The 24,328-nt window shown below is 68.2% G+C and carries 25 protein-coding genes; 6 read left to right on the top strand and 19 right to left on the bottom strand.

Translation table 11 applies throughout. From position 1 onward, the window contains the following. Positions 1-91: 91 nt before the first annotated feature. The 3 genes from BN2156_RS02000 to lepA all read right to left on the bottom strand — a co-directional run bounded on the left by BN2156_RS02000 (position 92) and on the right by lepA (position 4,722). On the bottom strand, positions 92-1,474 hold the full coding sequence (locus BN2156_RS02000) for an LLM class flavin-dependent oxidoreductase (RefSeq protein WP_090509685.1): 1,383 nt from the start codon (positions 1,472-1,474) through the stop codon (positions 92-94). Further along, positions 1,471-2,775, bottom strand: coding sequence for an NtaA/DmoA family FMN-dependent monooxygenase (locus BN2156_RS01995; protein ID WP_090509682.1), 1,305 nt, complete (start codon positions 2,773-2,775; stop codon positions 1,471-1,473). Before BN2156_RS01995 ends, BN2156_RS02000 begins: the two co-directional genes overlap by 4 nt. A gap of 72 nt (positions 2,776-2,847) precedes the next feature. Further along, positions 2,848-4,722, bottom strand: coding sequence for a translation elongation factor 4 (gene lepA, locus BN2156_RS01990; protein ID WP_090509680.1), 1,875 nt, complete (start codon positions 4,720-4,722; stop codon positions 2,848-2,850). 79 nt (positions 4,723-4,801) lie between these two features. Between lepA and BN2156_RS01985 the strand changes: the two genes are divergently transcribed. Then, a complete protein-coding gene (locus BN2156_RS01985; RefSeq protein ID WP_090515352.1) occupies positions 4,802-5,437 on the top strand; it encodes a type II toxin-antitoxin system PemK/MazF family toxin in 636 nt (211 codons plus the stop codon). Here the strand turns inward: BN2156_RS01985 and BN2156_RS01980 are convergent. Genes BN2156_RS01980 through BN2156_RS01965 form a run of 4 tightly spaced genes read right to left on the bottom strand, consistent with a single transcriptional unit; the run spans position 5,419 to position 9,231 of the window. Next, positions 5,419-6,210, bottom strand: coding sequence for an ABC transporter ATP-binding protein (locus BN2156_RS01980; RefSeq protein WP_090509677.1), 792 nt, complete (start codon positions 6,208-6,210; stop codon positions 5,419-5,421). The two genes, BN2156_RS01985 and BN2156_RS01980, sit on opposite strands and share 19 nt — an antisense overlap. Beyond that, the gene (locus BN2156_RS01975) at positions 6,207-7,232 is read right to left on the bottom strand and encodes a FecCD family ABC transporter permease (RefSeq protein WP_162490712.1); all 1,026 of its coding nucleotides are present in this window, start codon (positions 7,230-7,232) and stop codon (positions 6,207-6,209) included. The genes BN2156_RS01980 and BN2156_RS01975 overlap by 4 nt, the downstream gene beginning before the upstream one ends. Next, complete coding sequence (locus BN2156_RS01970; protein WP_090509673.1) at positions 7,229-8,251, bottom strand: ABC transporter substrate-binding protein; 1,023 nt, start codon at positions 8,249-8,251, stop codon at positions 7,229-7,231. Before BN2156_RS01970 ends, BN2156_RS01975 begins: the two co-directional genes overlap by 4 nt. Further along, the gene (locus tag BN2156_RS01965; protein WP_407661714.1) at positions 8,248-9,231 is read right to left on the bottom strand and encodes an ABC transporter substrate-binding protein; all 984 of its coding nucleotides are present in this window, start codon (positions 9,229-9,231) and stop codon (positions 8,248-8,250) included. The genes BN2156_RS01970 and BN2156_RS01965 overlap by 4 nt, the downstream gene beginning before the upstream one ends. Positions 9,232-9,517: 286 nt before the next feature. Between BN2156_RS01965 and BN2156_RS01960 the strand changes: the two genes are divergently transcribed. After that, the gene (locus BN2156_RS01960) at positions 9,518-9,766 is read left to right on the top strand and encodes a DUF6480 family protein (protein ID WP_090509671.1); all 249 of its coding nucleotides are present in this window, start codon (positions 9,518-9,520) and stop codon (positions 9,764-9,766) included. Between the two features lie 12 nt (positions 9,767-9,778). Here BN2156_RS01960 and BN2156_RS01955 read toward each other — a convergent pair whose 3' ends face one another. Further along, positions 9,779-10,387, bottom strand: a complete 609-nt coding sequence (locus tag BN2156_RS01955) for a GNAT family N-acetyltransferase (protein WP_090509669.1) — start codon at positions 10,385-10,387, stop codon at positions 9,779-9,781. 34 nt (positions 10,388-10,421) lie between these two features. Further along, positions 10,422-10,853, bottom strand: coding sequence for a CBS domain-containing protein (locus BN2156_RS01950; protein WP_075921301.1), 432 nt, complete (start codon positions 10,851-10,853; stop codon positions 10,422-10,424). A gap of 103 nt (positions 10,854-10,956) precedes the next feature. Here BN2156_RS01950 and BN2156_RS01945 point away from each other — a divergent pair, with 103 nt between their 5' ends. Next, entirely contained in the window at positions 10,957-11,817 is an 861-nt protein-coding gene (locus tag BN2156_RS01945) for a ribonuclease Z (protein ID WP_090509666.1), read from the top strand. Here BN2156_RS01945 and BN2156_RS01940 read toward each other — a convergent pair. Both BN2156_RS01940 and BN2156_RS01935 read right to left on the bottom strand, forming a co-directional pair. Further along, positions 11,784-12,665, bottom strand: a complete 882-nt coding sequence (locus BN2156_RS01940) for a TIGR03560 family F420-dependent LLM class oxidoreductase (protein WP_090509663.1) — start codon at positions 12,663-12,665, stop codon at positions 11,784-11,786. The two genes, BN2156_RS01945 and BN2156_RS01940, sit on opposite strands and share 34 nt — an antisense overlap. Next, the gene (locus BN2156_RS01935) at positions 12,662-13,369 is read right to left on the bottom strand and encodes a hypothetical protein (protein WP_210436562.1); all 708 of its coding nucleotides are present in this window, start codon (positions 13,367-13,369) and stop codon (positions 12,662-12,664) included. Before BN2156_RS01935 ends, BN2156_RS01940 begins: the two co-directional genes overlap by 4 nt. Before the next feature lie 86 nt (positions 13,370-13,455). Here BN2156_RS01935 and BN2156_RS01930 point away from each other — a divergent pair, with 86 nt between their 5' ends. Next, the gene (locus BN2156_RS01930) at positions 13,456-13,953 is read left to right on the top strand and encodes a MarR family winged helix-turn-helix transcriptional regulator (protein WP_090509661.1); all 498 of its coding nucleotides are present in this window, start codon (positions 13,456-13,458) and stop codon (positions 13,951-13,953) included. Here BN2156_RS01930 and BN2156_RS01925 read toward each other — a convergent pair. The 3 genes from BN2156_RS01925 to BN2156_RS01915 are packed head-to-tail and all read right to left on the bottom strand — an operon-like array spanning position 13,937 to position 17,322. Next, entirely contained in the window at positions 13,937-14,776 is an 840-nt protein-coding gene (locus BN2156_RS01925; RefSeq protein WP_090509658.1) for a transglutaminase family protein, read from the bottom strand. The two genes, BN2156_RS01930 and BN2156_RS01925, sit on opposite strands and share 17 nt — an antisense overlap. After that, positions 14,777-15,751: an alpha-E domain-containing protein gene (locus BN2156_RS01920; protein ID WP_090509655.1), complete on the bottom strand. Its 975-nt coding sequence runs from the start codon at positions 15,749-15,751 to the stop codon at positions 14,777-14,779. It lies immediately after the preceding gene. Positions 15,752-15,768: 17 nt separating this feature from the next. Next, positions 15,769-17,322 carry a circularly permuted type 2 ATP-grasp protein gene (locus BN2156_RS01915; protein WP_090515344.1) on the bottom strand — a complete coding sequence of 518 codons (1,554 nt, stop codon included), beginning with the start codon at positions 17,320-17,322 and terminating at the stop codon, positions 15,769-15,771. A gap of 345 nt (positions 17,323-17,667) precedes the next feature. Between BN2156_RS01915 and rpsT the strand changes: the two genes are divergently transcribed. Then, positions 17,668-17,928, top strand: coding sequence for a 30S ribosomal protein S20 (rpsT, locus tag BN2156_RS01910; protein WP_003879693.1), 261 nt, complete (start codon positions 17,668-17,670; stop codon positions 17,926-17,928). A 32-nt stretch (positions 17,929-17,960) separates the two neighbouring features. Here the strand turns inward: rpsT and holA are convergent, their stop codons facing one another. The 4 genes from holA to BN2156_RS01890 form a co-directional block, all read right to left on the bottom strand. Continuing rightward, on the bottom strand, positions 17,961-18,923 hold the full coding sequence (gene holA, locus BN2156_RS01905) for a DNA polymerase III subunit delta (protein WP_090509653.1): 963 nt from the start codon (positions 18,921-18,923) through the stop codon (positions 17,961-17,963). Positions 18,924-18,935: 12 nt separating this feature from the next. Then, the gene (locus BN2156_RS01900; protein ID WP_090515342.1) at positions 18,936-20,432 is read right to left on the bottom strand and encodes a ComEC/Rec2 family competence protein; all 1,497 of its coding nucleotides are present in this window, start codon (positions 20,430-20,432) and stop codon (positions 18,936-18,938) included. 49 nt (positions 20,433-20,481) lie between these two features. Further along, a complete protein-coding gene (locus tag BN2156_RS01895) occupies positions 20,482-21,312 on the bottom strand; it encodes a ComEA family DNA-binding protein (RefSeq protein ID WP_090509651.1) in 831 nt (276 codons plus the stop codon). Positions 21,313-21,402: 90 nt separating this feature from the next. Continuing rightward, positions 21,403-22,194 carry an SPFH domain-containing protein gene (locus BN2156_RS01890; RefSeq protein ID WP_090515341.1) on the bottom strand — a complete coding sequence of 264 codons (792 nt, stop codon included), beginning with the start codon at positions 22,192-22,194 and terminating at the stop codon, positions 21,403-21,405. Positions 22,195-22,331: 137 nt separating this feature from the next. Here BN2156_RS01890 and BN2156_RS01885 point away from each other — a divergent pair, with 137 nt between their 5' ends. Continuing rightward, a complete protein-coding gene (locus BN2156_RS01885) occupies positions 22,332-23,384 on the top strand; it encodes an NAD(P)H-dependent amine dehydrogenase family protein (RefSeq protein WP_090509648.1) in 1,053 nt (350 codons plus the stop codon). 103 nt (positions 23,385-23,487) lie between these two features. On the opposite strand, the gene BN2156_RS01880 is transcribed toward BN2156_RS01885, so the two are convergent. Continuing rightward, a complete protein-coding gene (locus BN2156_RS01880; protein WP_090509645.1) occupies positions 23,488-24,327 on the bottom strand; it encodes a DegV family protein in 840 nt (279 codons plus the stop codon). Position 24,328: the final 1 nt, after the last annotated feature.

Here is a 24,328-nt window from a genome sequence, read left to right as displayed (position 1 = left end):
CCGTGAATCGGCTCGGGGGTTGATATGTCGGTATGTGTTGCCACACTGCCGCAATCGGATTCGCGTCGTCAGCTATGGAATCGGCAGGATTCTATTGCGAGTGAACGTTATTACTTCGGAATGCGGCACCCGGGTGACCGTCGGGCAACAACCCGTCGTCACCACCGAACAGCTTCTGCCGCAATGTTGTCGGACCTCCGAGTTCGCGGGCGCGGCCGCGCCGGCGGAGTTCGGGGATGAGGTAGGTGGCTACGTCAGCGAAGCTGCCGGGCGTGACGTGATAGGCGATGTTGAAGCCATCCACCCCGGCCCGGTCGGCATATGCCTCCAGCGCATCGGCCACCGTGGTGGCCGATCCGACGAACAGCTCGCCGCCGAACCCGCCCAGCCCCCCGACGTAGTCCCGCAAGGTCAGGCGCTTTCGGACACCGGAATCGGTGACCGCGGCCAGGATGGACCGGCTGGCATCGGTGTCGAACTGCTCGATCGGGCGATCGACCCCGTAGGTCGACCAGTCCACTCCGGACAAGGCGGACAGCAGCACCAGACCGCCCTCCAGGTCGTGGAAGTCTGCGAGCTCTCGAGCCTTGGCCTGAGCCGCGGAATCGGTACTGTCCGTTACGATCTCGACCGAGGTGATGAACTTCAGCGAATACGGGTCGCGGCCGTGTCCGGCCGCCCGGCGCCGGATGTCCTCGATGTGGCCGCGCAGGACCTCGGGCCGCGGATCGCTCACGAACACCAGTTCCGCGTTGCGGGAGGCGAACTCCCGGCCTGCAGCTGACGTGCCCGCCTGGAACAACACCGGCGTTCGTTGCGGCGACGGCTCGACCAGATGCGCCCCGGGCACCGTGAAATACCGCCCGTGGTGGCCGATGTCGTGCACCTTCGCCGGATCGGTGTACACCCCGCGCTCGGTGTCGCGCAGCACCGCGCCCGACTCCCACGAACCTTCCCAGAGCTTGTAGGTCACCTCCACGAATTCCTGGGCCATCGCGTAGCGCTCGTCGTGCGGGATCTGCCGTTCCCGTCCGATGATGTTGCGCGCCGCGCTGTCCAACAGGGAGGTGACGATGTTCCAGCCGATCCGGCCGCCGGTGAGGTGGTCCAGCGTGCTGAACTTGCGCGCCAGCAGGTAGGGGCTCTCGTAGGTGGTGGACACCGTGATCCCGAACCCCAGCCGCTCGGTCGCCGCGGCCATAGCCGACACGGCCAACAGCGGGTCGGTCACCGGCGTCTGCACGGCCCGGGCCAGCGCGGCGCTGGCGTTACCGCCGAACACGTCGAGTTGCCCGACCGCGTCGGCGATGAACAACAGGTCGAAACCGCCGTCGTCGAGCAGCTTCGCCAATTCCACCCAGTACCGGATATCGGTGTAGTCGGCGGTCTGGTCCTGCGGGTGACGCCACAGCCCGAAATTGCCGTGCGACACCGTCGACATGGTGAACGCCGACAGTACGTACGGTTCGGTCATGACCGCTGCCGCTGCGGCACGTCGAGCCCGAGATGAGATCGCAGGGTGGTGCCGGCGTATTCGTGGCGGAACAGCCCTCGCTTGCGCAGCACCGGGACCACTTGCTCGACGAAAAGCTCGTGCTGGCCGGGCAATCCGGAATCCCGCAGTACGAAACCGTCGGCGGCGCCGGTGGAGAACCACTGCTCGATTTCGTCGGCGATCTGCTCGGGCGTGCCCACCACGGCCGCGCCCCACCCGTTGACCGTGCGATACAGGAACTCCCGCACCGTCGGGTTTCCCTCCGTCGCCAGCAGGCGGTAGCCGGCCAGCGCGGTCTGATGGGTCTCCGTGTGCGCCGGGAACGCCGACTCCGGGACCGGACCGTCCAGGTCCGCGCCGGTGACATCCACGTCGACTTCGAGCAGCCAACCGGCCTGGTACTGCGGGCTGAAGTACTCGTACTCCTGCTCCTGCGCGCGCCGGGCTTCCTCCTCGGTGGAGCCGACGAGGAATCGCAGCGACGGGGTGATCAGCGGCGGGCGGGCCCGGCCCAACCGCCGCGCCTCCTCGTGGATCTGGGTGTAGAACTCCTGCGCCCGCAGCCGGTTGCCATGACTGGTGAAGATCACCTCGGCGTGCCGGGCCGCGAATCCCCGTCCGGTTTCCGATGATCCGGCCTGAAAGATCACCGGCTGCCCCTGGGCCGACCGCGCCGCACCCAGCGGGCCCGCCACGTCGAAGTAACGTCCGTGGTGGTCGGTGGGCTGAATTCGGTTGACGTCGTTGAAGATCCCCGAAGCACGGTCTTCGACAATCGTGTCCTCACCCCAGCCGTCCCACAGCTTGCGTACCACCTCGAGCGCTTCCTCGGCGATGCGGTAACGCTCGTCGTGCGCCACCACGCCGTTCGCACTGAAATTGTCGGCAGCGGCCTGCGCGAAGCTGGTCACCAGGTTCCAGCCGGCCCGGCCACCGCTGAGATGGTCGAGTGAAAGCAACTGGCGGGCAAGGTGATACGGATGGGCCAGCGTGGCCGATCCGGTGACCACCAGCCCGATCCGTTCGGTGACCGAGGACAGCGCCGCCGTCGCGGTCAGCGGCTCGAAGTCCTCGGTGATCTTGTACGGCCAGGTCGCCGGCGGGCCGTAGTTCAGACCGTCGGCGAAGAACAGCGCGTCGAAGGTGCCGGCCTCGGCAGTCTGCGCATGGCTGATCAGCCGCCGGCGCACGCCTGCGGTGCTGTTGTCGATATCGGGATGCCGCCACGGCCGGGTAGACCGGGTATTGCCGAAGGCCAGCAGATGAAGCTCTCTGGACACTCCCGCGACACTACGATCCGCACCGGCACGAGCCGAGGGTTGTGCTCAGCGCGAACCTATCCCGGGCGCGGGCTACTTCTTCGGCTTGTCCGCGGCCGCATCGGTGGACAGCGCCGCGACGAACGCTTCCTGAGGAACCTCAACACGACCGATGGTCTTCATGCGCTTCTTGCCCTCTTTCTGCTTCTCCAGCAGCTTGCGCTTGCGGGTGATGTCACCGCCGTAGCACTTGGACAGCACGTCCTTACGGATCGCCCGGATATTCTCGCGGGCAATGATTTTCGATCCGATCGCCGCCTGCACCGGAACCTCGAACTGCTGGCGCGGGATGAGTTCCTTGAGCTTGGTGGTCATCTTGTTGCCGTAGGCCGACGCCGAATCCTTGTGCACGATGGCACTGAACGCATCCACGGCCTCACCCTGCAGCAGGATGTCGACCTTCACCAGGTCGGCCTGCTGCTCGCCGGCCTCCTCATAGTCGAGGCTGGCGTAGCCGCGGGTGCGCGACTTCAGCGAGTCGAAGAAGTCGAAGATGATCTCGCCCAACGGCATCGTGTAGCGCAGCTCGACGCGCTCGGGCGACAGGTAGTCCATGCCACCCAGCTCGCCGCGCCGGGACTGACACAGCTCCATGATGGTGCCGATGAACTCGCTTGGCGCGATCACGGTGGTCTTGACGACGGGCTCGTACACCTCGCGGACCTTGCCCTCGGGCCAGTCCGACGGGTTGGTCACGACGATCTCGGATCCGTCGTCCTTGATGACCCGGTACACGACGTTGGGTGAGGTCGAGATGAGGTCGAGATTGAACTCCCGCTCCAGGCGTTCACGGGTGATCTCCATGTGCAGCAGGCCGAGGAAGCCGCAGCGGAACCCGAATCCCAGCGCCACCGACGTCTCGGGCTCATAGGTCAGGGCCGCGTCGTTGAGCTGTAGCTTGTCCAGTGCGTCACGCAGGTCGGGATAGTCCGAGCCGTCCACCGGGTAGAGGCCGGAGTAGACCATCGGCTTGGGTTCGCGATAACCGGTCAGGGCCTCCGTGGCACCCTTGCGCGCCGTCGTCACGGTGTCGCCGACCTTGGACTGGCGGACGTCTTTCACACCGGTGATGAGGTACCCGACCTCGCCGACGCCCAGGCCCTCGCTGGCCTTCGGTTCGGGTGAGACGATGCCGACCTCGAGCAGTTCGTGGGTGGCCCCGGTGGACATCATCGCGATGCGCTCGCGCGGGGTGATCTTGCCGTCGACGACGCGCACATAGGTGACCACACCGCGGTAGATGTCGTAGACCGAGTCGAAGATCATGGCCCGCGCGGGAGCGTCGGCGTCGCCGGTCGGCGCCGGCACCTGCCGGACCACCTCGTCGAGCAGTTCGGCCACCCCCTCGCCCGTCTTACCGGACACCCTCAGCACGTCCGACGGCTCACATCCGATGATGTGCGCGAGCTCACCGGCATAGCGCTCCGGGTCGGCGGCAGGCAGGTCGATCTTGTTGAGCACCGGAATGATCGTGAGATCCCGGTCGAGCGCCAGGTACAGGTTGGCCAGGGTTTGTGCCTCGATGCCCTGGGCGGCGTCGACCAGCAGCACCGCGCCCTCACACGCCTCCAAGGCACGGGACACCTCGTAGGTGAAGTCGACGTGGCCGGGGGTGTCGATCAGGTGCAGGACGAACTCTTGGTCGCCGACTTTCCAGGGCAGCCGCACGTTCTGCGCCTTGATGGTGATGCCGCGCTCACGCTCGATGTCCATCCGGTCCAGGTATTGCGCACGCATCGACCGGTCGTCGACGACGCCGGTGAGCTGCAGCATCCGGTCCGCCAGCGTCGATTTGCCATGGTCGATGTGGGCGATGATGCAGAAGTTCCTGATCTGCGCCGGCGCAGTGAACGTCTTGTCGGCGAAGCTGCTGATGGGAATCTCCTGGTGAGCGTGGGTGTCCAGCACGTGCTGTGCTCCCTAAGGGTATCGAGCAACCACCGTCGCGACACAATCGCCAAGGGTCTGCTCGCATATGCTCGACACCATGGCGTCGCAGTGGAAGGCGTTCCAACAGGTTCTCCGGGGTGTAGTGGATGGCGCCGAGCACCTGGTGTTCAACGAGGCCCCGAAGTTCGTACGCCAGTTACAGACCACGGACAACGTGCCGCGGACCGTGCAGCAAGGCATCCAGCAGGGCCTTCAACAGGGCATCAAGCTCGGTCTCGGAGTGCTCGCCGGCGCGGCCGCCTCGCCACCTCAGGCGATCACCGCCGGTCGGCCCGTGTCGAAGCACAGCGTGCCCACCGCACACCGGGCCCGCAAAATCATCTACGCCCCCGATCTGGACGGGCAGGCCGATCCCGGCGAGATCGTCTGGACCTGGGTGGTCTACGAGGACGATCCGACCCAGGGCAAGGACCGCCCCGTCCTGGTGGTGGGCCGCGACCGGAACACCCTGCTGGGGTTGATGTTGTCCAGCCAGGACTACCACCGAGACGATCCGGACTGGATCTCGATCGGCACCGGCACGTGGGACTACGACGGCAGGCCGAGCTGGGTCCGGCTGGACCGGGTGCTCGACGTTCCAGAAGAAGGCATCCGCCGCGAGGGGGCGATCCTGGAGCGCAGCCGTTTCGAAGCGGTTGCCCTGCGGTTGCGGGCTCAGTACTCCTGGAGCTGACCACCCACGCCGCGCGTCGGGCTGCCAGTTTCGAACCGCACGTACGGCCCCCGGTCGTCGACGGTGATCCGGCAGCGCACACCGTACACATCGGCCACCAGCTCTTCGGTCAGCACCTCGGCCGGGCTGCCCGCGGCCACCACGGTCCCCTGCGCCAGCACCACCACGTGGTCACAGAACATCGCCGCAAGGTTGAGATCGTGCAGGGCCACCACACTGGTGACGTCGAGCGCGCGAATCATCCCCAAGATCTCCAGTTGATGAGCGATGTCCAGATGGTTGGTCGGTTCGTCCAGCAGCAGTTCGGTGGGTTCCTGGGCCAGCGCCCGGGCAATCTGCACGCGCTGGCGCTCCCCACCTGAGAGGGTGTGCCACAACCGATCGGCCATGCTGTCCAAGCCGGTGGCCGCCATCGCCGCCCTGACGGCTGCGGCGCCGTCGCCGCCACCGAATATCGGGGTGTGCGGGATCCGGCCCAAGCGGACGATGTCGCGCACCGCGATGTCCAGATCGGTGTCCGCGTGCTGGCCTACCACCGCTACCCGTCGCGCCACCGCCCGCCGGGACATCGTGTGCAGCTCACGACCGTCGAGCTGCACACTCCCCGCGTCGGGCCGGTCGATGCCGGCCAGCAGCCGCAACAGCGACGACTTGCCGGAACCGTTGGGCCCCAACAATCCCACCGTGCTTCCGGGAATCGGATCCAGCGTGACCCCGTCCAGTACGAGCCGCCCCGAACGGGTCCAGCTCACCTCGACCGCTCGCAGGTTCATCGGCGTACTCCTCGGCGCCGCAACAGGATCAATGCGAAAGCGGGCACACCGAGCAGCGCGGTGACCACACCGGTGGGCAATTCTTGCGGGGCGAAGACTGTCCGGGCCAGGGTGTCCACCCACACCATGAAGATCGCGCCGAGGATGACTGCTGTCGGCAACAAACGCCGGTGGCCGGGCCCGACGACGAAGCGCGCGGCGTGCGGCAGCACGAGCCCGACGAAGCCGATCGCCCCGGCCGCGCTGACCAGAGCCGCCGTCACCAACGCGGTCATCACCAGCAACACGATGCGGGTCCGCGTCACCGCGATCCCGAGCGTCGCGGCCGCATCCTGCCCGAAGGCGAACGCGTCGAGGGTGCGCCCGTGGATCAGGCAGAGCATCAGCCCGAGGCCGACGGCGGCCGCGCAGGTGGACACGTCGGACCACGACACCCCGGCCAGCGACCCCAAAAGCCAGAACAGCACTCCCCTCGTCTGTTCGGCGTCCGCCGAGGACAGCACGATGAAGGACGTCAGCGCCGAGAACAGCTGGGTGCCGGCCACTCCGGCCAGAACCACCCGATCGGTGCCGCCGCCGGCGGCGTAGGCGAGCAGCAGCACCACGGCGAAAGACAACACCGCGCCGGCGAAGGCGCCGCCGGACAGGCTCAGCGTGCCCGCGCCGACGCCGAGCACCGCGACCAGCACCGCACCGGTAGAAGCGCCCGAGGAGACGCCCAGCACGAACGGGTCGGCCAGTGGATTGCGCAGCAGTGACTGGAGTATCGCCCCGCACAGCGCCAGCCCCGCCCCGGAGATCGCCGCCAGGACGACCCTGGGCAGCCGCAACTGCCAGACGATGCTCTCCTGTAATCGCGTGGCCCCGGATGGCCCGGCGCCCAGGCGGTCGCCGACGATGCGGTACACGTCCCCCATCGACAACGCGGCGGGTCCGATGGTGATGGCCACCGCGGCGGAGAACAGCAGAAGGACCAGCCCGGCGGCCCACAATCCGCCGAGCCAGCTGGTACGCAGACTCACGGCGCCGCGCCGAAACCGAGTTCGGCCAAGCCCTTCGCCACTTTCTCGGCGCCATCCACGGTGCGTATCGACGGGTTGAGATCGGCGCCGTTCACCACGATGTAGCGACGGTGCCGGACGGCGGTCAGCCCCCGGGTGAGCGGATTCGATTCCAGGAAATCGACTTTCGTCTCCAGTGCGTCACCGTTGATCGTGCGGCGGCTCAGGTCGCCCAGCACCAGCACATCGGGGTCGCGGTCGGCCACGCTCTCCCAACTCACCTGCGGCCATTCATCGGTGGTGTCGGCGAACACGTTGCGCGCCCCGACGGCACCGGCGATCGCCCCGGGTGATCCGCAGCAGCCGGCAAAATAGGGCGCGCGAACGTCGGAGAACCAGAACGCCATGTCGATCTCGGCGGGGGCTTCAGCAACCGATCCCATCCGTTGCCGCAACTGCGCGATGAGGCGTTCACCACGATCGGGGACACCGAAAATACTGGCGAGATCCCGGATTTCGGTGTAGATCGCCGCCATCGTGAACGGTGCGCTGCGTGCGCCGTCACCGTTGACCGAGGTCTTGCCTTCGCAGTCGCTGGGCGCCAGATATGTCGGTACGCCCAGCTTCGCGAACTGGTCGCGGTCGGCGACGCCGCCAGGCCCCAGGGTGCCGCCGAAAGAGGCCGACACGAAGTCGGGAGCGGTGTCGAGCACCGTCTCCAGCGACGGCTTGTTCACCGCAAGCCTTGGCACCCGCGCATTCTCGGCCTCGAGGCCGGTGCGGACCGGGTCAGTCCACGTCGCCGTGCCGACCATCCGGTCCGCCAGGCCCAGCGAGAGCAGTATCTCGGTGGAACCCTGGTTCAGCGAGACCGCGCGCCGCGGTGGCGCGTCGACCACCACCTGTCGGCCGCAATTCTGCACCGTCAGTGGATATCCGGGCGTCGCCCCGGGAGCCGCGGCCGGGCCGGTGGTCTGGGCGCATCCAGCCAACACCGTGACACTGAGCGCGCCGGCGACCAACCGGGCCCCGCCCTTCATCGGGCCAGCCCGAACGCCCTGAAACCAGCGGCCAGCTTCTCCAGGGCGTCGATCTCACGGATACCGGGATCGAGTTCGGACCCGGCCAGTACGACATAGCGCCGATCGCGCACCGCGGACATGTTTCTGGTGACCGGATTCGATTCCAGGAACTTCACTTTCGCATCCAGCGCATCACCGTCGACGCGCCTTCGGTTGAGGTCGGCCAGCACCAGGACATCGGGGTCGCGGTCGGCCAGCGCCTCCCAGCTGACCTCCGGCCAGTCTTCGCGGGTATCGGAGAAGACATTGGTGACACCGAGTTGGGTGGCGTACAACCCGGGCGCTGAGCAGCAGCCGGCCAGATACGGCGTCCGCAACCCCGAGAACCAGAACGCGACGCTGGTAGTCGGCTCGGTGATCGACGGGGTGTCCTCCAACCGACGGGTGAGCCGGGCGATCAGGTCCCGGCCGCGCTCCTGCACATCGAAAATCTGGGCCAGCTCCCTGATCTCCCGAAACAGTGTGTCGAGGGCCAACGGTTCAGTGCGGGTGACGGTCTCACCGTCGATTCTCGCCCCGCTGCACACCGAAGGCGACTGATATGTCGGGATACCCAACTGGGTGAACCGACTCCGCTCGGCGACCACCGCCGCCGTGAAGGTGTGAGTGCTGGCCGAGGTCACCAGGTCCGGCTCGACGGCAAGCACCGTCTCCAGTCCCGGGTCGTTGTCGGCCAGACGGGGCACGGTGGCGTTGTCGGCAGCGAGTTCGGGCAGCACCGGATCAAACCAGGTCGAGGTGCCGACCATCCGATCGGCCAGACCCAGCGCCAGCAGGACCTCGGTAGAGGACTGGTAAAGCGACACCGCCCGCCGCGGCGGTCCGTCGAAAGTGACGGCCGAACCGCAGTTTTCGATGGTGAGCGGATAGCTGGTCGGGCCCGCCGCCTCATTGGCCGCGGGGTGGCCCGCGGCAGAATCTGGATGCCCACACGCCATCATGAGCGACAACGTCACAGCCAACAGGGACAACAGTGCGGTGGGTGCACGCACGGCCAAGACTTCCTTTGATCCAGGGCCCAGTCGCGGAGCCGTCAACGGTCATCGCCGGCCGCAGGTGATCGGACTCGAGGCAATGCCTCACACCGTTGCGCGTCAGTTCCGGCCTTTCACCGGATTCCCCTGCTGGTCGGCCCTCGCACTGTAACAGCCACGAGGTTGCGTGATTGCGCGCGTGACGGGCCGGCCGATGCATTAAATCGGCGTGAGCGGGCACTCCTACGCCATGACCGCGCTACCACCCGACCCCGACCCGGGCAAGACACCTGATCTGGAACCCGGCGGCGGCGTCGCTCCTGGCGCCACCCCACCGGACTCGGCGCAGACCTCGGGCCTGGGCGAACCCGAACCGCGACCCAGGCACCGGTACACCCCTACGTCGGTGACCGCGATCATCGGGCTGGTGCTGCTGATCGCGGTGTTCGTCGCCGTCGGCGTGCTGCTGATCATGAAGATGTCCGGCGTATTCGGGTAGCCGGCGAAGGGATCAGCGCGGCCGGCGCCACATCGCGGTCATCACCGGGCCGCCCTCGGGCAGCACGATCTCTCCGGTGACCTCGAAACCGAACCGCATGTAATAGGGGACGTTGGCGGGGTTGCTCGACTCCAGGTAGGCCGGCGCGTGTTCGGCGTCCACCCGATCCAGGCGCGATTGCATCAGGGCATGCCCGAAACCGCCGCCGCGCACCGTGGGGTCGCTGCCGATCACGGCCAAATACCAGTGCGGCTCCTCCGGGTGATGTTCTTTCATCAGCTCGACGACTCGCTGGCCGCGTGGCAGGTCACGGCCGAACGCCAGCACCATGGTGGGCAGCATCCGCAGTTCCTCACCGGGAGTCTGCTTCCAGCGCCCAGGCCCGTCCCACAGTGCGGCTGCGCCGATCTCGCCGTCACGGCCGGCCACCTCGGCACCGCCGCCGGCGAGAAAATGGTGGCGTGTGATCGCGGCGAACAACCGCGGCAGCCCCCTGGCACGGCGGCCCTCGTCGGCCAGGATCCACGACATCACGGGGTCCTCGTAAAACGCCCGGCCCAGGACTGCGGCGAGCCGCTTCACGTCGGACTTGTTCGGGGGACGCACATCCACGGCAGCCACCCGCCCACCATCGCACAACTACGGTGTCGGCGGATCAACGGCTCTGCGTGATGTAGGCCTGTAGCTGTTCCTGCTCGGCCTCGAGCTCTTCCATCCGGGTCTTGACGATGTCGCCGATGCTGACGATGCCGGCCAGCCGGCCACCGTCGAGCACGGGGATATGACGCACCCGGTTCTCGGTCATCAGCGCACTCAGGTGGTCGACGGTGTCGCGTGGAGTACATGTCGCCACCACCGTGGTCATGATCTCCGACACCGGCTGAGCCAGCAGGCTGCTGCCCCGCTCGTGCAGCTTGCGCACCACGTCACGTTCCGAGACGATGCCGGCCAGCCCACCGGGACCCATCACCACCATGGCACCGATGTTGAGCTCGGTGAGCCCGGCCAACAGTTCGGTCACCGTGGTCTCCGGCGAAATCGTCACCACCGCCGTGCCCTTGTTTTTCAGCACGTCCGCGATTCGCATCGGCAGCCTCCGATCGTGATCCACCTCACACCAGGCTAGGTCGGTCTTCGTCAGTAAGAAAGAAGCCACGCCTGATTGGGCCGGGACGGGTAGGAATGAGCACATGATCGAGGTCACGCTGCTCGGCACCGGTAGCCCGATCCCCGACCCGCAGCGGGCCGGACCGTCGACCCTGGCCCGCGCGGGCGACCAGATGTTCCTGATCGACTGCGGCCGGGGCGTGCTGCAGCGGCTGGCCGGGGCCGGCGCGGGAGCCAACCAACTCAGCGCGCTACTGCTCACCCACCTGCACAGCGATCACATCGTCGACCTTGGCGACGTGATCATCACCCGCTGGGTGAGCAGCTTCACCCCGGACGCACCGCCCCTGCCGATCATCGGCCCGCCCGGCACCGCTCAGGTGGTCGAGGCCATGTTGGGCGCGTTCGGACACGACATCGGCTACCGCATCGCCCACCACGCCGACCTCACCGGTCCGCCGCGGGTGGAGGTCCACGAATACACCGACGCGGTGGTGTGGGATCACGGCGGCGTGCAGGTCCGGGTCGCCCCTACCGATCACCGGCCGGTGACGCCGACCATCGCCTTCCGGATCGAACACGCCGGGGCGTCGGTGGTGGTGGCCGGCGATACGGTGCCATGCCCCAGTCTGGATGCCCTGACCGCCGGAGCAGGAGCCCTGGTGCACACGGTGATCCGCAAGGACCTGATCGAACTTCTTCCGCAGCAAAGGATCCGGGACATCTGCGATTATCACTCCTCGGTGCAGGAGGCGGCGGCCACCGCCACCCGCGCCGGGGTGGGGATCCTGATCCTGACCCACTACGTGCCCGGTATCGCGGCGGGCACCGAGGACGATTGGCGCGAGCTGGCCGCCGCGGTATTCGACCGCCAGATCGAACTCGGCGACGACCTGCACCGGGTCGAGGTTCACCCCGGAGTGTGCGCCCGCTCGCGCAGCTGATCGGCTGCCCCGGCCGCGACGTCCAGATCCGCACCGGCCCAGGGGCGTCCGCGGGTGATCAGTACGACGTGCTGCAGGCCCAGCTCGGCGAGCGCCCGGCAGCGCTGAACCAGCTGTGCGACCGATTCACCGGGTTCGAGGGCGGTGGTGACCGTGCGGTGCACCGCTTCGGCCGGCCGCCCCACCTCCGCGCAGTGCCGGTCCAGTACCTCGAGCTGACGACGGAGGGCTCGGCCGCCGTCGGGAATGTCGAAGAGGTTGCAGGCATCGCCGTACTGCGCGACGAGACGCAGAGTGCGGCGCTCACCGGTGCCGCCGATCAGCACCGGAGGGTGCGGCATCGTCACCGGACGGGGACTGCAGATGGGCTGCTGCGCTGTCAGATGTTGTCCCAGGAAGGCAGATTCGTCACCGCGCCACATGTGGTGGGCCAGCTGCAGCAGCTCGGTCATCCGCTCGAAGCGTTCCGCGGTACCCGGCAGGAACAATCCCATCGCGGTCGCCTCGGCCGCGTTGTAGCCCGCGCCGAGTCCGAGCCAGGCCCGGCCGTTGGACAGCACGTCGAGCGTCGTCACCCCCTTGATCAGCAGCGCGGGTGCGCGGATGGTGGCGGCAGTGACCATGGTGCCCAGCCGGATCCGGCTCGTCGTCGCGGCGAGGTACCCGAGCGCGGTGTACGCCTCCAGCATCGGTTCGTCGGTCGAACTGGCGGGATCGGCCTGCACGAGGTGATCGGCCACCCACACGGTGTCGACGGCGGTGCCGTCGAGGCGGGACGCCAGCGAGGCCAACCGCTCATGGATCGGTTCCGGCCACGAATAGTTCGTCACACTCACACTGAGCTTCATGTGCGGCTCCGATCGGGCCGGCGCGCCGGCAGGAGTGCGCCGGCCACGATGAGCCAGATGAGTCCGGTGAACCGCGCGATCGGCAGGATCACCGACGACTCCGGCCAGATCAACACCAGCGTGGCCAGCTCGGCCAGCGCGGCGATCAGCAGTCCGGTCCAGGCCACGGGCCGCGGCAACAGGCCGAGGATGAGGCTGGGTACCGCGATCCCGGCAAGCAGCAATCCGAGCGCGACGATGTGTCCGACTCCGCCGGTGAGGAACACCAGGTAGTACAGCGCACGGATGAGACCGTCATCGATCACCACTTCAGCCCTGGACATCGTCCAGCAGATCAACCCGGACAACGCAAGCGAGCCGGCCGCCAGGATGCCGCCGGCCAGGGCGATCGTGGCGCCGGGCGCGGTCACCCCGAGTTGTCGTAACCGGGTGCTCACGGTCGCGGCGTAGATCGCCAGCGGCACCGATGCGGCGAACGTGCCCACCGCACTGGCCTGCACCGCGCCGTGGTTGTCATGGATGTACCGAATGACGGCGGCCGCCTTGCCGTACGGCAGCGGCATCAACCCACCGAGTGCGACCCCGACGGCAAGGCCGGCCAGCAGCAGCGCCAGGGATACCGCCGCCACCGGGGCCAGGGGCGGTCCGCCCTGCCGTCCGGTCGGGCGAGCCGTTCGGATTCGATCTCTCGTTGAATCATTCATAGTTTGAACGATATGCGCGCACAGCGGCGAACTCAACGGGTGAATGTTTTTTCTTTTGAACGATTTCATCGTGATACGGTCCTACCGTGGAAAACGGGCGGCCCGACACCGTGGCATTTCTCTTGGCGCAACTCGGCCACCGGGCCGCGACACAGTTCGCCGAGCAGATGGCAACCCTCGAGCTCACCCCGCCCCACGCCGGCATCCTGCGCGCCATCGGCGCCCAGCCCGGGCTCAGCCAACAGTCTCTGAGCACCCAACTGAGCCTGCTGCCCAGTCGCGTCGTCAGCTACGTCGACGATCTGGAGGACCGCGGCTACGTCGAGCGCCGCCGCAACCCCGACGACCGCCGTCTCCATGCGTTGTTCCTCAGCGCCGCAGGCAAAAAGGCGCTACGCCGCATCGGTGAGCTGGCGCGGCGGCATGACGAAGGGATGACCGCGGGGCTCGACGCCAAACAACGCGACGACCTGCACACCCTGCTGCAGATCGTCGCCGACCAGCAGGGGCTGACGCCGCACGTGCACCCCGGCTTCCGCAACCTGGGTCGCGCCGGCGCCGGCCGCGTCAAGCCAGGCGGGTGACCTCCACGACCACGTCGAGGTCTGTCGACCCCTCCCCCGAATAGATCCCCTTGAGCGGCGCCACATCCGAGTAGTCCCGGCCCACCCCGACGCTGACGTACTGCTCGGTGATCTCGCTGTCGTTGGTCGGGTCGTAGTGCCACCAGCCGCCGGTCCACGCCTGGATCCAGGCGTGACTCTGCCCGTCGATCGTGTCCCCCACCACCGCCTCGCGGGTCGGATGCAGATAACCCGACACGTACCTGGCCGGAATTCCCATGGACCGCAACATGATCAGCGACAGGTGGGCGAAGTCCTGGCATACCCCTTTGCCCTCACGCAGGGCGTCCAGGCCCGAGGAGTGCACCCCGGTGGTGCCCGCCACGTACTCCAGCTCACTGCGTACCCACTGCGCCACCGCGGTCACCGCCTCGAACGGGTCGTGGTCCTTGGCGATCTGCCGCCCGACGCGCGCGATGCGCCTGCTGCGCGGGGTGTAGTGCGTGGGACTGAGCACCTCGTCGAACCGGTCGACGACGGCCTCCGAGCCCAGATCATCCCAGCCCACCAACTCCTCGGGTTTCTCGGCGGGCTCCGTCTCGACCACCGACGACGCCGAGACCTCCAACTCGGTGTGCGGGGCGTGCAGATCGAACGCCGTGACCGCCGTGCCCCAGTAGTCGACATACCGATAGGACCGGGTGGCCGGAATGGTCTCGACCCGGTTAAGGATCACGTTCTGCCGCGAATCAGAACGCGGCGTCAGCCGGGCCTCGTTGAAGGACGCGGTCACCGCCGACTTGTAGGCGTATCCCGTGGAGTGCACCACCCGTAGCCGCCACATCTAGACCTCGCCTTCCTCGATCACAACCGCATCCCCGTGCCCGGCATCGGTCCACGCCACCCACGGTGCGGAGTGGAAGTACTGCAACGCCAACGCTTCTCCGACATCACGGCAGGTTTTCTGCAGCCCGGCCAGCCGGGCGTCCAGGGATTCGAGCACCGCGCCCGGCTGCAGGAACTCCAGCTCGCTGCGGGCCCGGCCCAGCAGCCGCTGCGCCTCCGCGGTGGCGCCCAGCCGGCTGTGCGGCCGGTTGAGCAACTCGTCGAGGCTGTGCTCGGCCAACCGCAACGAATAGAAGATCGATCGCGGGAACAGCCGGTCCAGCAACATGAACTCGACCACCCGCCCGGCGTCGAGCACCCCGCGGTAGGTACGCAGATACGTGTCGTGGGCACCCGCTGAGCGCAACAACGTGACCCAGGCCGGCGATGACCCGCTGTCCCCCACCCGCGACAGCAGCAGCCGCACCGTCATGTCGACCCGCTCGATGGCGCGGCCCAGCACCATGAACCGGTAGCCGTCGTCGCGGCTCAACGTCGAATCGGCCAGCCCGGCGAACATCGCCGCGCGCCCCTCGACATACGACAGAAACTCGTGGGGGCCCAGACGTTTGGCCGCACGCTCGCGCTCGGCCAGCGCGTTGTAGGTGGTGTTGAGGCACTCCCAGATCTCGGTCGAGGTGACCTCCCGGGCACCGCGGGCATTCTCCCGTGCGGCCGATATCGAGTCGACGATCGAATTGCCGCCGCTGTCACGACTGAACGCCACGATGTCGGTCAACGACCACACATCCAGGCGCCGCGCCGGCGGATCGATACCGAGCACCCGCAGCAGGGTGCGCGAGGCGACATCCGGGTCGACGCTGGAGTCCTCCAACAGCTGATGCACCGTCACATCGAGGATGCGAGCGGTGTCATCGGCCCGTTCCACATACCGTCCGATCCAATACAACGACTCGGCATTGCGCGCCAGCATCTTCCGCCCACCCCCTGCTACTGCTGCTGTTGTGACGACGAACCGTCCGGCGCGCCGTCGCTTTTGGGCCCTTTGGCGGATTTTGGCAGCGACCGCACCACCTCGGCCGCGGCCAGCTCGCGGTCGGCCGCCGACGTCCGCGTTGCCAGCACCCAGGTGTCCTTCGAACCGCCGCCCTGGCTGGAATTGACCACGAGGGACCCTTCCGGCAGCGCCACCCGGGTCAGCCCGCCGGGCAGCACCCAGACGTCGTTGCCGTCGTTGACCGCGAACGGACGCAGATCCACGTGCCGGGGCGCCAGCTTGTCATCGATCTGGGTGGGCACCGTGGACAGTTGCATCACCGGCTGGGCGATCCAGCCGCGCGGATCGGCACGGATCTTCTTGGAGATCGCCGCCAGCTCCTTGTCCGAAGCGTCGGGGCCGAAGACGATGCCGTAGCCGCCCGAACCCTCGACCGGTTTGATGACGAGTTCGTCGATCCGGTCGAGCACCTCTTCGCGTTCGGTGTCCAACCAACAGCGGTAGGTGTCGACGTTGGCCAGGACCGGCTTCTCGCCCAGGTAGTACTCGATGATGGTGGGCACATAGGTGTAGACGAGCTTGTCGTCGCCGACCCCGTTGCCGACCGCGCTGGAGATCACCACGTTGCCCGCGCGCGCGGCGTTGAGCAGGCCGGCCACCCCGAGCACCGAGTCGGGCCGGAACTGCATCGGGTCCAGAAACGCGTCATCGATGCGGCGGTAGATGACGTCGACCTGGCGCTCGCCTTCGGTGGTGCGCATGTAGACGGCGTTGTCGCGGCAGAACAGGTCACGGCCCTCGACCAGTTCGACGCCCATCTGGCGGGCCAGCAGCGAGTGCTCGAAGTAGGCCGAGTTGTAGACCCCGGGCGTGAGCACCACGACGGTGGGGTCGGCGACGTTGGTGGGTGCGGCATTGCGCAGCGCCCGCAGCAGGTGCGACGAGTAGTCGCCGACCGCGCGCACGCGGTGGGTGGCGAACAGGTTCGGGAAGACTCGCGCCATGGTGCGCCGGTTCTCCATCACGTAGGACACCCCCGAAGGCGATCGCAGATTGTCCTCGAGCACCCGGAAGTCGCCCTTGTCATCGCGGATCAGGTCGATACCGGCGACGTGGATGCGCACCCCGTTGGGCGGGACGATGCCCGCCGCCTCGCGGTGGAAGTGCTCACACGAGGTCACCAACCGGCGCGGGATCACGCCGTCGCGCAGGATCTCCTGCTCGCCGTAGATGTCGTCGAGGTACATCTCCAGCGCCTTGACCCGTTGGGTGATGCCGCGTTCCAGCCGGGACCATTCGGCGGCCGAGATCACCCGCGGCACCAGGTCGAGCGGGAACGGCCGCTCCTGGCCGGACAGCGAGAAGGTGATGCCCTGATCGATGAACGCGCGGCCCAGCGCATCCGAGCGCGATCGCAGCTCCGATGCGTCCGACGGAGCAAGCTCGGCAAAGATGCCCTTGTAGGGTCCGCGTACGTTGCCAGAGGCATCGAACATCTCGTCGAAGGCCTGCGAGTAGCGGCCCAGCTGGTTGTAGCCGTCGAAGATGCCCTGATGCTTGGCGCGCCGCGAGGACGCCGCCCGTTGCGAGGCCGGCCTCGACCCGTTCGACTCGGCACCTTGGGTACGGACGGTTTTCAGGCTCACCCCCATCATGCTGCCCCACCTTCGGACGTTTCGCCGGTTCAACGGCGCAGCCCGTTTCGGCAGGCCAAAGGGCGATTGAAGTGGTATGAGGGTGGAAAAACGAGCCGCGGGCGCCCGACGTTTCCGCTGCACCGCTTTGGGAGTTCGGACGCCTCGCTGGTACCCTGAACAGTCGCTGCCCGCAGTGCGGGTGTGCGCACCCAGACTTCGGTAACCCCAGCTAGAGAATTACGAAGGAATTTTTACGTGGCCAACATCAAGTCGCAGGAAAAGCGCATCCTCACCAACGAGCGTCGTCGGCTGCGTAACCAGTCGGTGAAGTCGTCGCTGCGTACGGCTGTGCGCAGCTTCCGCGAGGCCGTCGAGGCGGGCGAGAAGGACAAGGCCGCCGAGTTGCTGGTGTCGACCAGCCGCAAGCTCGACAAGGCCGCCAGCAAGGGCGTCATCCACGCCAACCAGGCCGCCAACAAGAAGTCGGCTCTGGCCCTGGCGCTGAACAAGCTCTGACCCTCCGGGTTTGATCCGCTAGCTTTTCCGGTTCACCGGGTGGCGAGTTCCGCCACCCGGCGCACCGCTGTCTCAAGGGCGTAGTCGGCATCTGCCGCTGCGCCCTTTACGTCTGCATTGAGGGTGGCGACCACCCGCATCGCCTCGGCCACCGAGTCGCGTGACCATCGCCGCGCCTGCTTCTGCGCCTTCTGCACCCGCCACGGCGGCATCCCCAACTCACCGGCCAGCCGGTACGGATCCCCCGACAACGGCCCCACCCGTGCGATCGTGTGCACGGCCTCGGCCAGCGCATCGGCCAACACCACTTGTGGCTCCCCGGCCAGCATCGCCCAACGCAACGCTTCGGCGGCGCCCGCGACATCTCCGGTGACCGCCTTGTCCGCGATGTCGAAGCCCTTCACCTCGGCCTTGCCGCTGTGATAGCGGCGCACCGCGACCGCGTCGACCTGCCCGGCGGTATCGGCCACCAGCTGCGAGCACACCGCGGCGAGCTCGCGGATGTTCGAGCCGACCGCATCCAGTACCGCGGTGACCGTGTCGTCGGACACCTTGGCCCGCAACTGGCGGAACTCGGCCCGCACGAAATCCGCACGCTCGGCGGGCTTGGTGATGCGCGAGCACGGATGCACCTGTGCGCCAAGCTTTTTCAACTGGTCAGCCAGCGCCTTGGCCCGCCCGCCGCCGGAGTGGACGACGACCAGCACCGTGCCGGGAGGCAGATCGGCTGCGGCCGAGGCGATGAGGGCGACGGCATCCTTGCCCGCCTCGGCGGCGGCCTCCAGCACCACCAGGCGTTCTTCGGCGAACAGCGACGGGCTCAGCAGCTCGGCGAGCTCACTGGTGCTGACCTCACCGGCCCGCATCCGGTCCACCGGAACGTCGTCGGATCCGGCCTGCTCACGCAGCGCCCGCAGCACCGCCCCGACCGCTCGTTCGACCAGCAGTTCCTCATCGCCCAGAACCAGGTGCAGACCGTCGATCTGTTGACTCACACGATGATCGTGTCACGCCGACCCGACAGCGCCGACCACCTGGCCCGCCAGCGCCCAGGCCAGCAGGCCGACCACCAGCACGGCCAGCCCGCGACGCACCCAGCGCAGCCGCCACAGCACCGTCAACGCCACCCCGCCCAGCGCCACCGACACCACGCCGGCCACACCCGAGGGCGATGGCAGCGCGGCCGCGGGCAGCGCCGAGGCCCACCGCGCCACCGACAACAGCCACCACAGCTCGGGTCCGGTGAACCGGATCAGCAGCTGCGCCCCGCCCGGCCAGATCCCCGAGCACACCGCCGCCGCGGTGCCGAGAACCGTGATGGGCGGAATCACCCCGGCCACAGCAAGATTGGCAGCCACGGCCACCAGGCTGACGGTTCCCGAGATCCCGGCCACCAGTGGCGCCGTGACCAACTGGGCCACCACCGCTACGCTGACCGCCGCCGCCACCGGGCGCGGCCAGCCACGGGCCTGCAGCCGGCCCGACCACACCGGAGCCAGGACGACGATCCCGGCCGTCGCGCACACCGACAGCGCGAACCCGACATCGACCGCCAGTTCGGGGGCCGCGATCATCAACACGATCACACTGGCCGCCAGCGCGGGCACGGCTTGCCGCCGTCGGTGGGTCAACACCGCCAGCAGGGTCACCGCCCCCATCACCGCGGCCCGCAGCACGCTGGCCGATGGCTGCACGACGATGACGAACCCGACCAGCCCGGCACCGGCCAGCAGCGCGGCTGCTCTCGGCCCGACCAGCGCGGCACTCAGCAGCAGCGCGCCGCACACGATCGTCACGTTGGCTCCCGACACCGCCGTCAGATGGGTCAGGCCGGCGGTACGGAACTGCGCCGTGGTGGTCGCGGTGACCGCCGAGGTGTCCCCGAGCACGAGTGCCGGCAGCATGCCGGCCTGATCGGCCGGTAGCGCCGCCCGCGCCGATTCCGCGAAGCCCGAACGGATCTGCCCGGCGATGCGCTGCACTGCCGAGGCCTCCCCCAGCGACGGCTGACCCGATGCCGCGAGCACGGCCACCGTCAGGTCCTGGCGGCCGGGGCGCCCCACGGCGGCCCGAAATCGTACCGGCCGCCCGGGCCCGGCCTGACCGAACGACGACGAGGCGAACACCAGGACCCGGCCCGTCATCGGGACCTCGTCGACCTGGCGCAGCGCGGCGCGGAACATCAGCCGCCCACCGTTGACCACCCGCGGGGTCTCCTCGGGAAGGACCTCGACCCTCGCCTGGCCGCCATAGAGCCGACCGATCGGATGATTCTCGACCTGATGCACGCGAAGTCCGACTGCCATCGCGAACCCGGCGGCCACGGCCGCCACCGCCAGCACCGCGGCCGCGACCGGTCGCTGATCGGCGGCCATCCCACCACCGGACCGCGCAGCCAGCCAGGTCAAAGCGACCGCGCCGAGGCCCACCACCACCGCGGCCCCGGGATGCCAGACGATGCCCGCCGCCGACACCGACCACGCCGTCAGGGCGGCTGGGACCATCCGCAGATCCAGCGACCGCTCATCGGCCCATCCGTCCCCTCCCGGCCCCTCACGCCCGGACCAGCTCACGCAGTTTCTCCAGCCGCGCAGGGCCGATGCCGTCGACGTCGCCAAGCTGATCGACACTGTCGAACCGGCCGTGCGCGACCCGCCAGGCCACGATCGCCTCGGCGGTCACCGGGCCGATACCGGGCAGCGCGTCGAGGTCCTCGACGGACGCGGTGTTGAGGTCGACCGGCCCGGCCGGTGTGCCGGCGGCCGGGGTGCCGGGTGGCGGGGTGACCGCCGCATCGCCGGCGACCGAGCTGCCCATGGTCGCCGGCTGACCCGCGGGGGCGTCGATGCCGACGACGATCTGCTCACCGTCCCCGACCCGGCGGGCCATGTTCAAGCCGATCAGGTCAGCCCCCTCGAGCGGCCCGCCTGCGGCTTGCAGCGCGTCGGCAATCCGCGCCCCGGACTGCAGGGTGACCAGACCCGGCTTGTGCACCAGGCCGACCACGCTGACCACCACCTGGCCACCCGGGGCATTGCCGGCCGGCGGCGGCGCCGCCGACGAAACCATCTGCACCGGTGGGAGATTCGCCGAAGCGACCGGCGGCGGCTGCTGGCGGATCAGGGCGAAGACGGTGACCAGGACGGCCAGCACCCCGACCCCGGCCAGCGCGAGTGCCCCGGCGCGGCCGGGGTCTGCCCGCACGGCAGCCAACCACCCCCGGCCTTCCCCCGGCGCCGTATCGGGCAGCCATCTCGACAGCGCGCTCTCGGATGCGGTGTCGCGGTCCGGCGCGCCGTCACCCTCGGCGTCGGTGTCGTCCGTGCCGCCCGGACGGCTGCCTCCCAGACGACGGAGCCGCTCCACCGACAATTCGGTTCCCATGCCCGCGACGGTAGGTGCGGGTCGCGACGATTCCGGGCTCGCGGGCCCTCGTCACCGACTGGCTGTGGATGAATCTCGCGTTGTGGATTACTACCCCACCGCGGGGGTCGGGGGCTGCTTGGGTGTGGTCCGTTCCAGGTAGCGCAGCAGCTCCACCGGGAACGGCAGCACCACCGTGGAGTTCTTCTCGGCGGCCACTTCGACCACGGTCTCCAGCAGTCGCAGCTGCAGGGCCGCGGGCTCGGCGGCCATCACGTCGGCGGCCGCGGCGAGTTTCTCCGATGCCTGCAGTTCGCCGTCGGCGGTGATGACGCGGGCCCGCCGCTCACGTTCCGCCTCGGCCTGGCGCGCGATCGACCGCTTCATCGAATCCGGCAGTACGACGTCTTTGATCTCGACCCGGTCGATGTGTATCCCCCAGCCCACCGCGGGGTTGTCGATGAGCAGTTCGAGACCCTGGTTGAGCCGCTCCCGGTTGGACAGGAGGTCATCCAGATTGCTCTTGCCGATGATCGACCGCAGGGAGGTCTGCGCCACCTGGCCGATCGCCGACATGTAGTCCTGGACGTCGACCACGGCCCGGACCGGGTCGATCACGTTGAAGTAGATGACCGCATCGACCCGGACGGTGACGTTGTCGCGGGTGATGCCGTCCTGCGCGGGCACCGGCATCGTGATGATCTGCATGTTGACCTTCTGCAGCCGGTCGGCGACGGGAACCAGCATGGTCAATCCGGGCTGGCGGACGTTCTCCTGGACCCGGCCGAACCGGAATACCACACCCCGCTCGAACTGCCTGACCACGCGGATGTTGTTCATGCCGAGCCAGAGCAGGGCGACGGCGGCGGCGCCGGCCGTTGCGAACGTGTAGAGCATGTCCATGATCCGACCTCGATTCATGGCTTGGCGGGGCAAGCTCGCCCCGCAATTCGATTGTGCGACGGTGGTGTGCCTACCGCGAGTGAACAACTCACCGATAGTGTCTAGAGTCCACCGCAGGGCTCGAAGAGGAGACGACCATGACCGCAGCGGGTAAGCCGATCCGGGTCATCCAGTGGACCACCGGCAACATCGGACGACGCTCGCTCCACGCGATCATCGGCCGCGACGACATGGAATTGGTCGGCGTGTACGCGTACAGCGCCGACAAGGTCGGCGTCGACGCCGCGGACCTGGCCGGCTGGCCGGAGCCCACCGGCATCAAGGCCACCAACGACATCGACGCACTGATCGCGCTGAAACCCGACGCCTGTTGCTACAACCCCATCTGGCCCAGCGTCGACGAACTCGTCGCATTGCTGGAGGCCGGGGTCAACGTGTGTTCCACCGCGGCCTGGATCACCGGCGGCAAGCAGACCCCTGAAGACTTGGAACGGATCCAGAAGGCTTGCCAGGCAGGCAATTCCACGATCTTCGGTAGCGGTGCGCACCCCGGCCTGACGAACATGATGGGCATGGTGCTGTCCAGCGCGTGCGAGAGCGTCGACGAGATTCGCATCACCGAGTCGGTCGACTGCGGGGTCTACGAATCGGCGGGCACCATGGCCGCGATGGGCTTCGGCCAGGACCCGGAGACCCCCGGTCTGGCCGAGAGCGTGCGTCGCGAGAGCGAGGTGTTCGCCGAGTCGGCCGCGATGATGGCCGACGCCGTCGGCGCGGAGCTCGACCGGATCACCTTCGACGTCCAGTTCACCGCGGCCACCGATGATTCCGACCTGGGGTTCATGCAGATCCCCAAGGGAACGGTGGCCAGCGTGTTCGGCTACCACCGTGGCTGGGTGGGCGACAAGAACGTGGTCAGCGTCGGGTTCAACTGGATCATGGGCAATCACGTCACCCCGCCGAAGCCGGTGGCGCACGGTCACGTGATCCAGGTGTTCGGCGTGCCCAACATGCGCACGGTTGTCTACTGCCTGCCCTCGAAGGACTGGAGCGAGGTCAGCCTCAACGGGCTGGGCATGATCTACACCGCGCTGCCGGTCACCAACGCGGTGCCCGCGGTGGTGGCCGCGCCACCCGGAATCCTCACGCTCAAGGATCTGCCGCCGATCACCGGGCGCTTCGCCGGCTAGGGCTGAGCGCCCTGCGGTGGCATCGTTTTCTGCCTGACGGTTGTGCGCACCCGTCGATCCACAGCCCTGAGGTAGAAATCGGCCTCGGCAGGCGAGGGACCGGCTAAGCGTCCTCAACGGTGATGCACGCACCGACCGCGCCGCCACCGACATGCACCGCGAGCACCGCACCCATGTCCGCCACCGACAGCGACTTCAGGTGCGGCAGCCGGTCGGTGAGCGCCGCGGCGATCTCCTCGGCACCGTCGGGGTTGTCGACGTGGTGCACCACCACGCTGACGGCGCGCTCTCCGGCCGCGTCGGCGATCTGATCGACAAGTGCCGCATGCGCTTTCGATATCGTGCGGATGCGCTGTGAAAGCACCAGCCGGCCGTCCACGTCGAGGCGCAGCAGCGGCTTGAGCGACAGTGCGGTGCCCAGCCACGATGCCGCCGCACCGATACGGCCGCTGCGCCGCAGATTGTCGAGCCGGTGCACGACGATGAACGCCTGCCCGCGCGGTATCGCGGCCCGAGCCGCGGCTTCGACAGCGTCGAGCGGCTCGCCGCGCTGTGCCGCTTCCGCGGCAGCCAGGGCGACGAAACCAACCCCCATCGCCGCCGCGCGTGAGTTGACCACCCGCACGGCCGGTCCGATCTCCCGGGCCGTCGCCGCAGCGGTGCTGTAGGTGCTCGAAAGCGCGGCCGAAATATGCACCGCGACAACACCGTCACCGCCGCTGTCGGCCAGCGCCTGCTGATACGTCTCGGAGAGATCGGCCGGCGAGGCCCCGGACGTCGTGACCCGTGCCCTCTCATAGATCTGCGGCGGCAACGGGTCAACGCCGTCGCGCCAGTCATCACCGTCATCGAGGATGTGCAACGGCACCTGCCGGATCCCCCACTGCTCACACAACTCGGATCGCAACCGCGACGTCGAGTCGGTCACTATCATGACCGCCATC

The sequence above is a fragment of the Mycolicibacterium neworleansense genome, assembly GCF_001245615.1.
Lineage (GTDB): Bacteria > Actinomycetota > Actinomycetes > Mycobacteriales > Mycobacteriaceae > Mycobacterium > Mycobacterium neworleansense.
The sequence above is the reverse complement of the archived record's forward strand: the minus strand, read 5'-3'. Positions and strand labels throughout refer to the sequence as shown.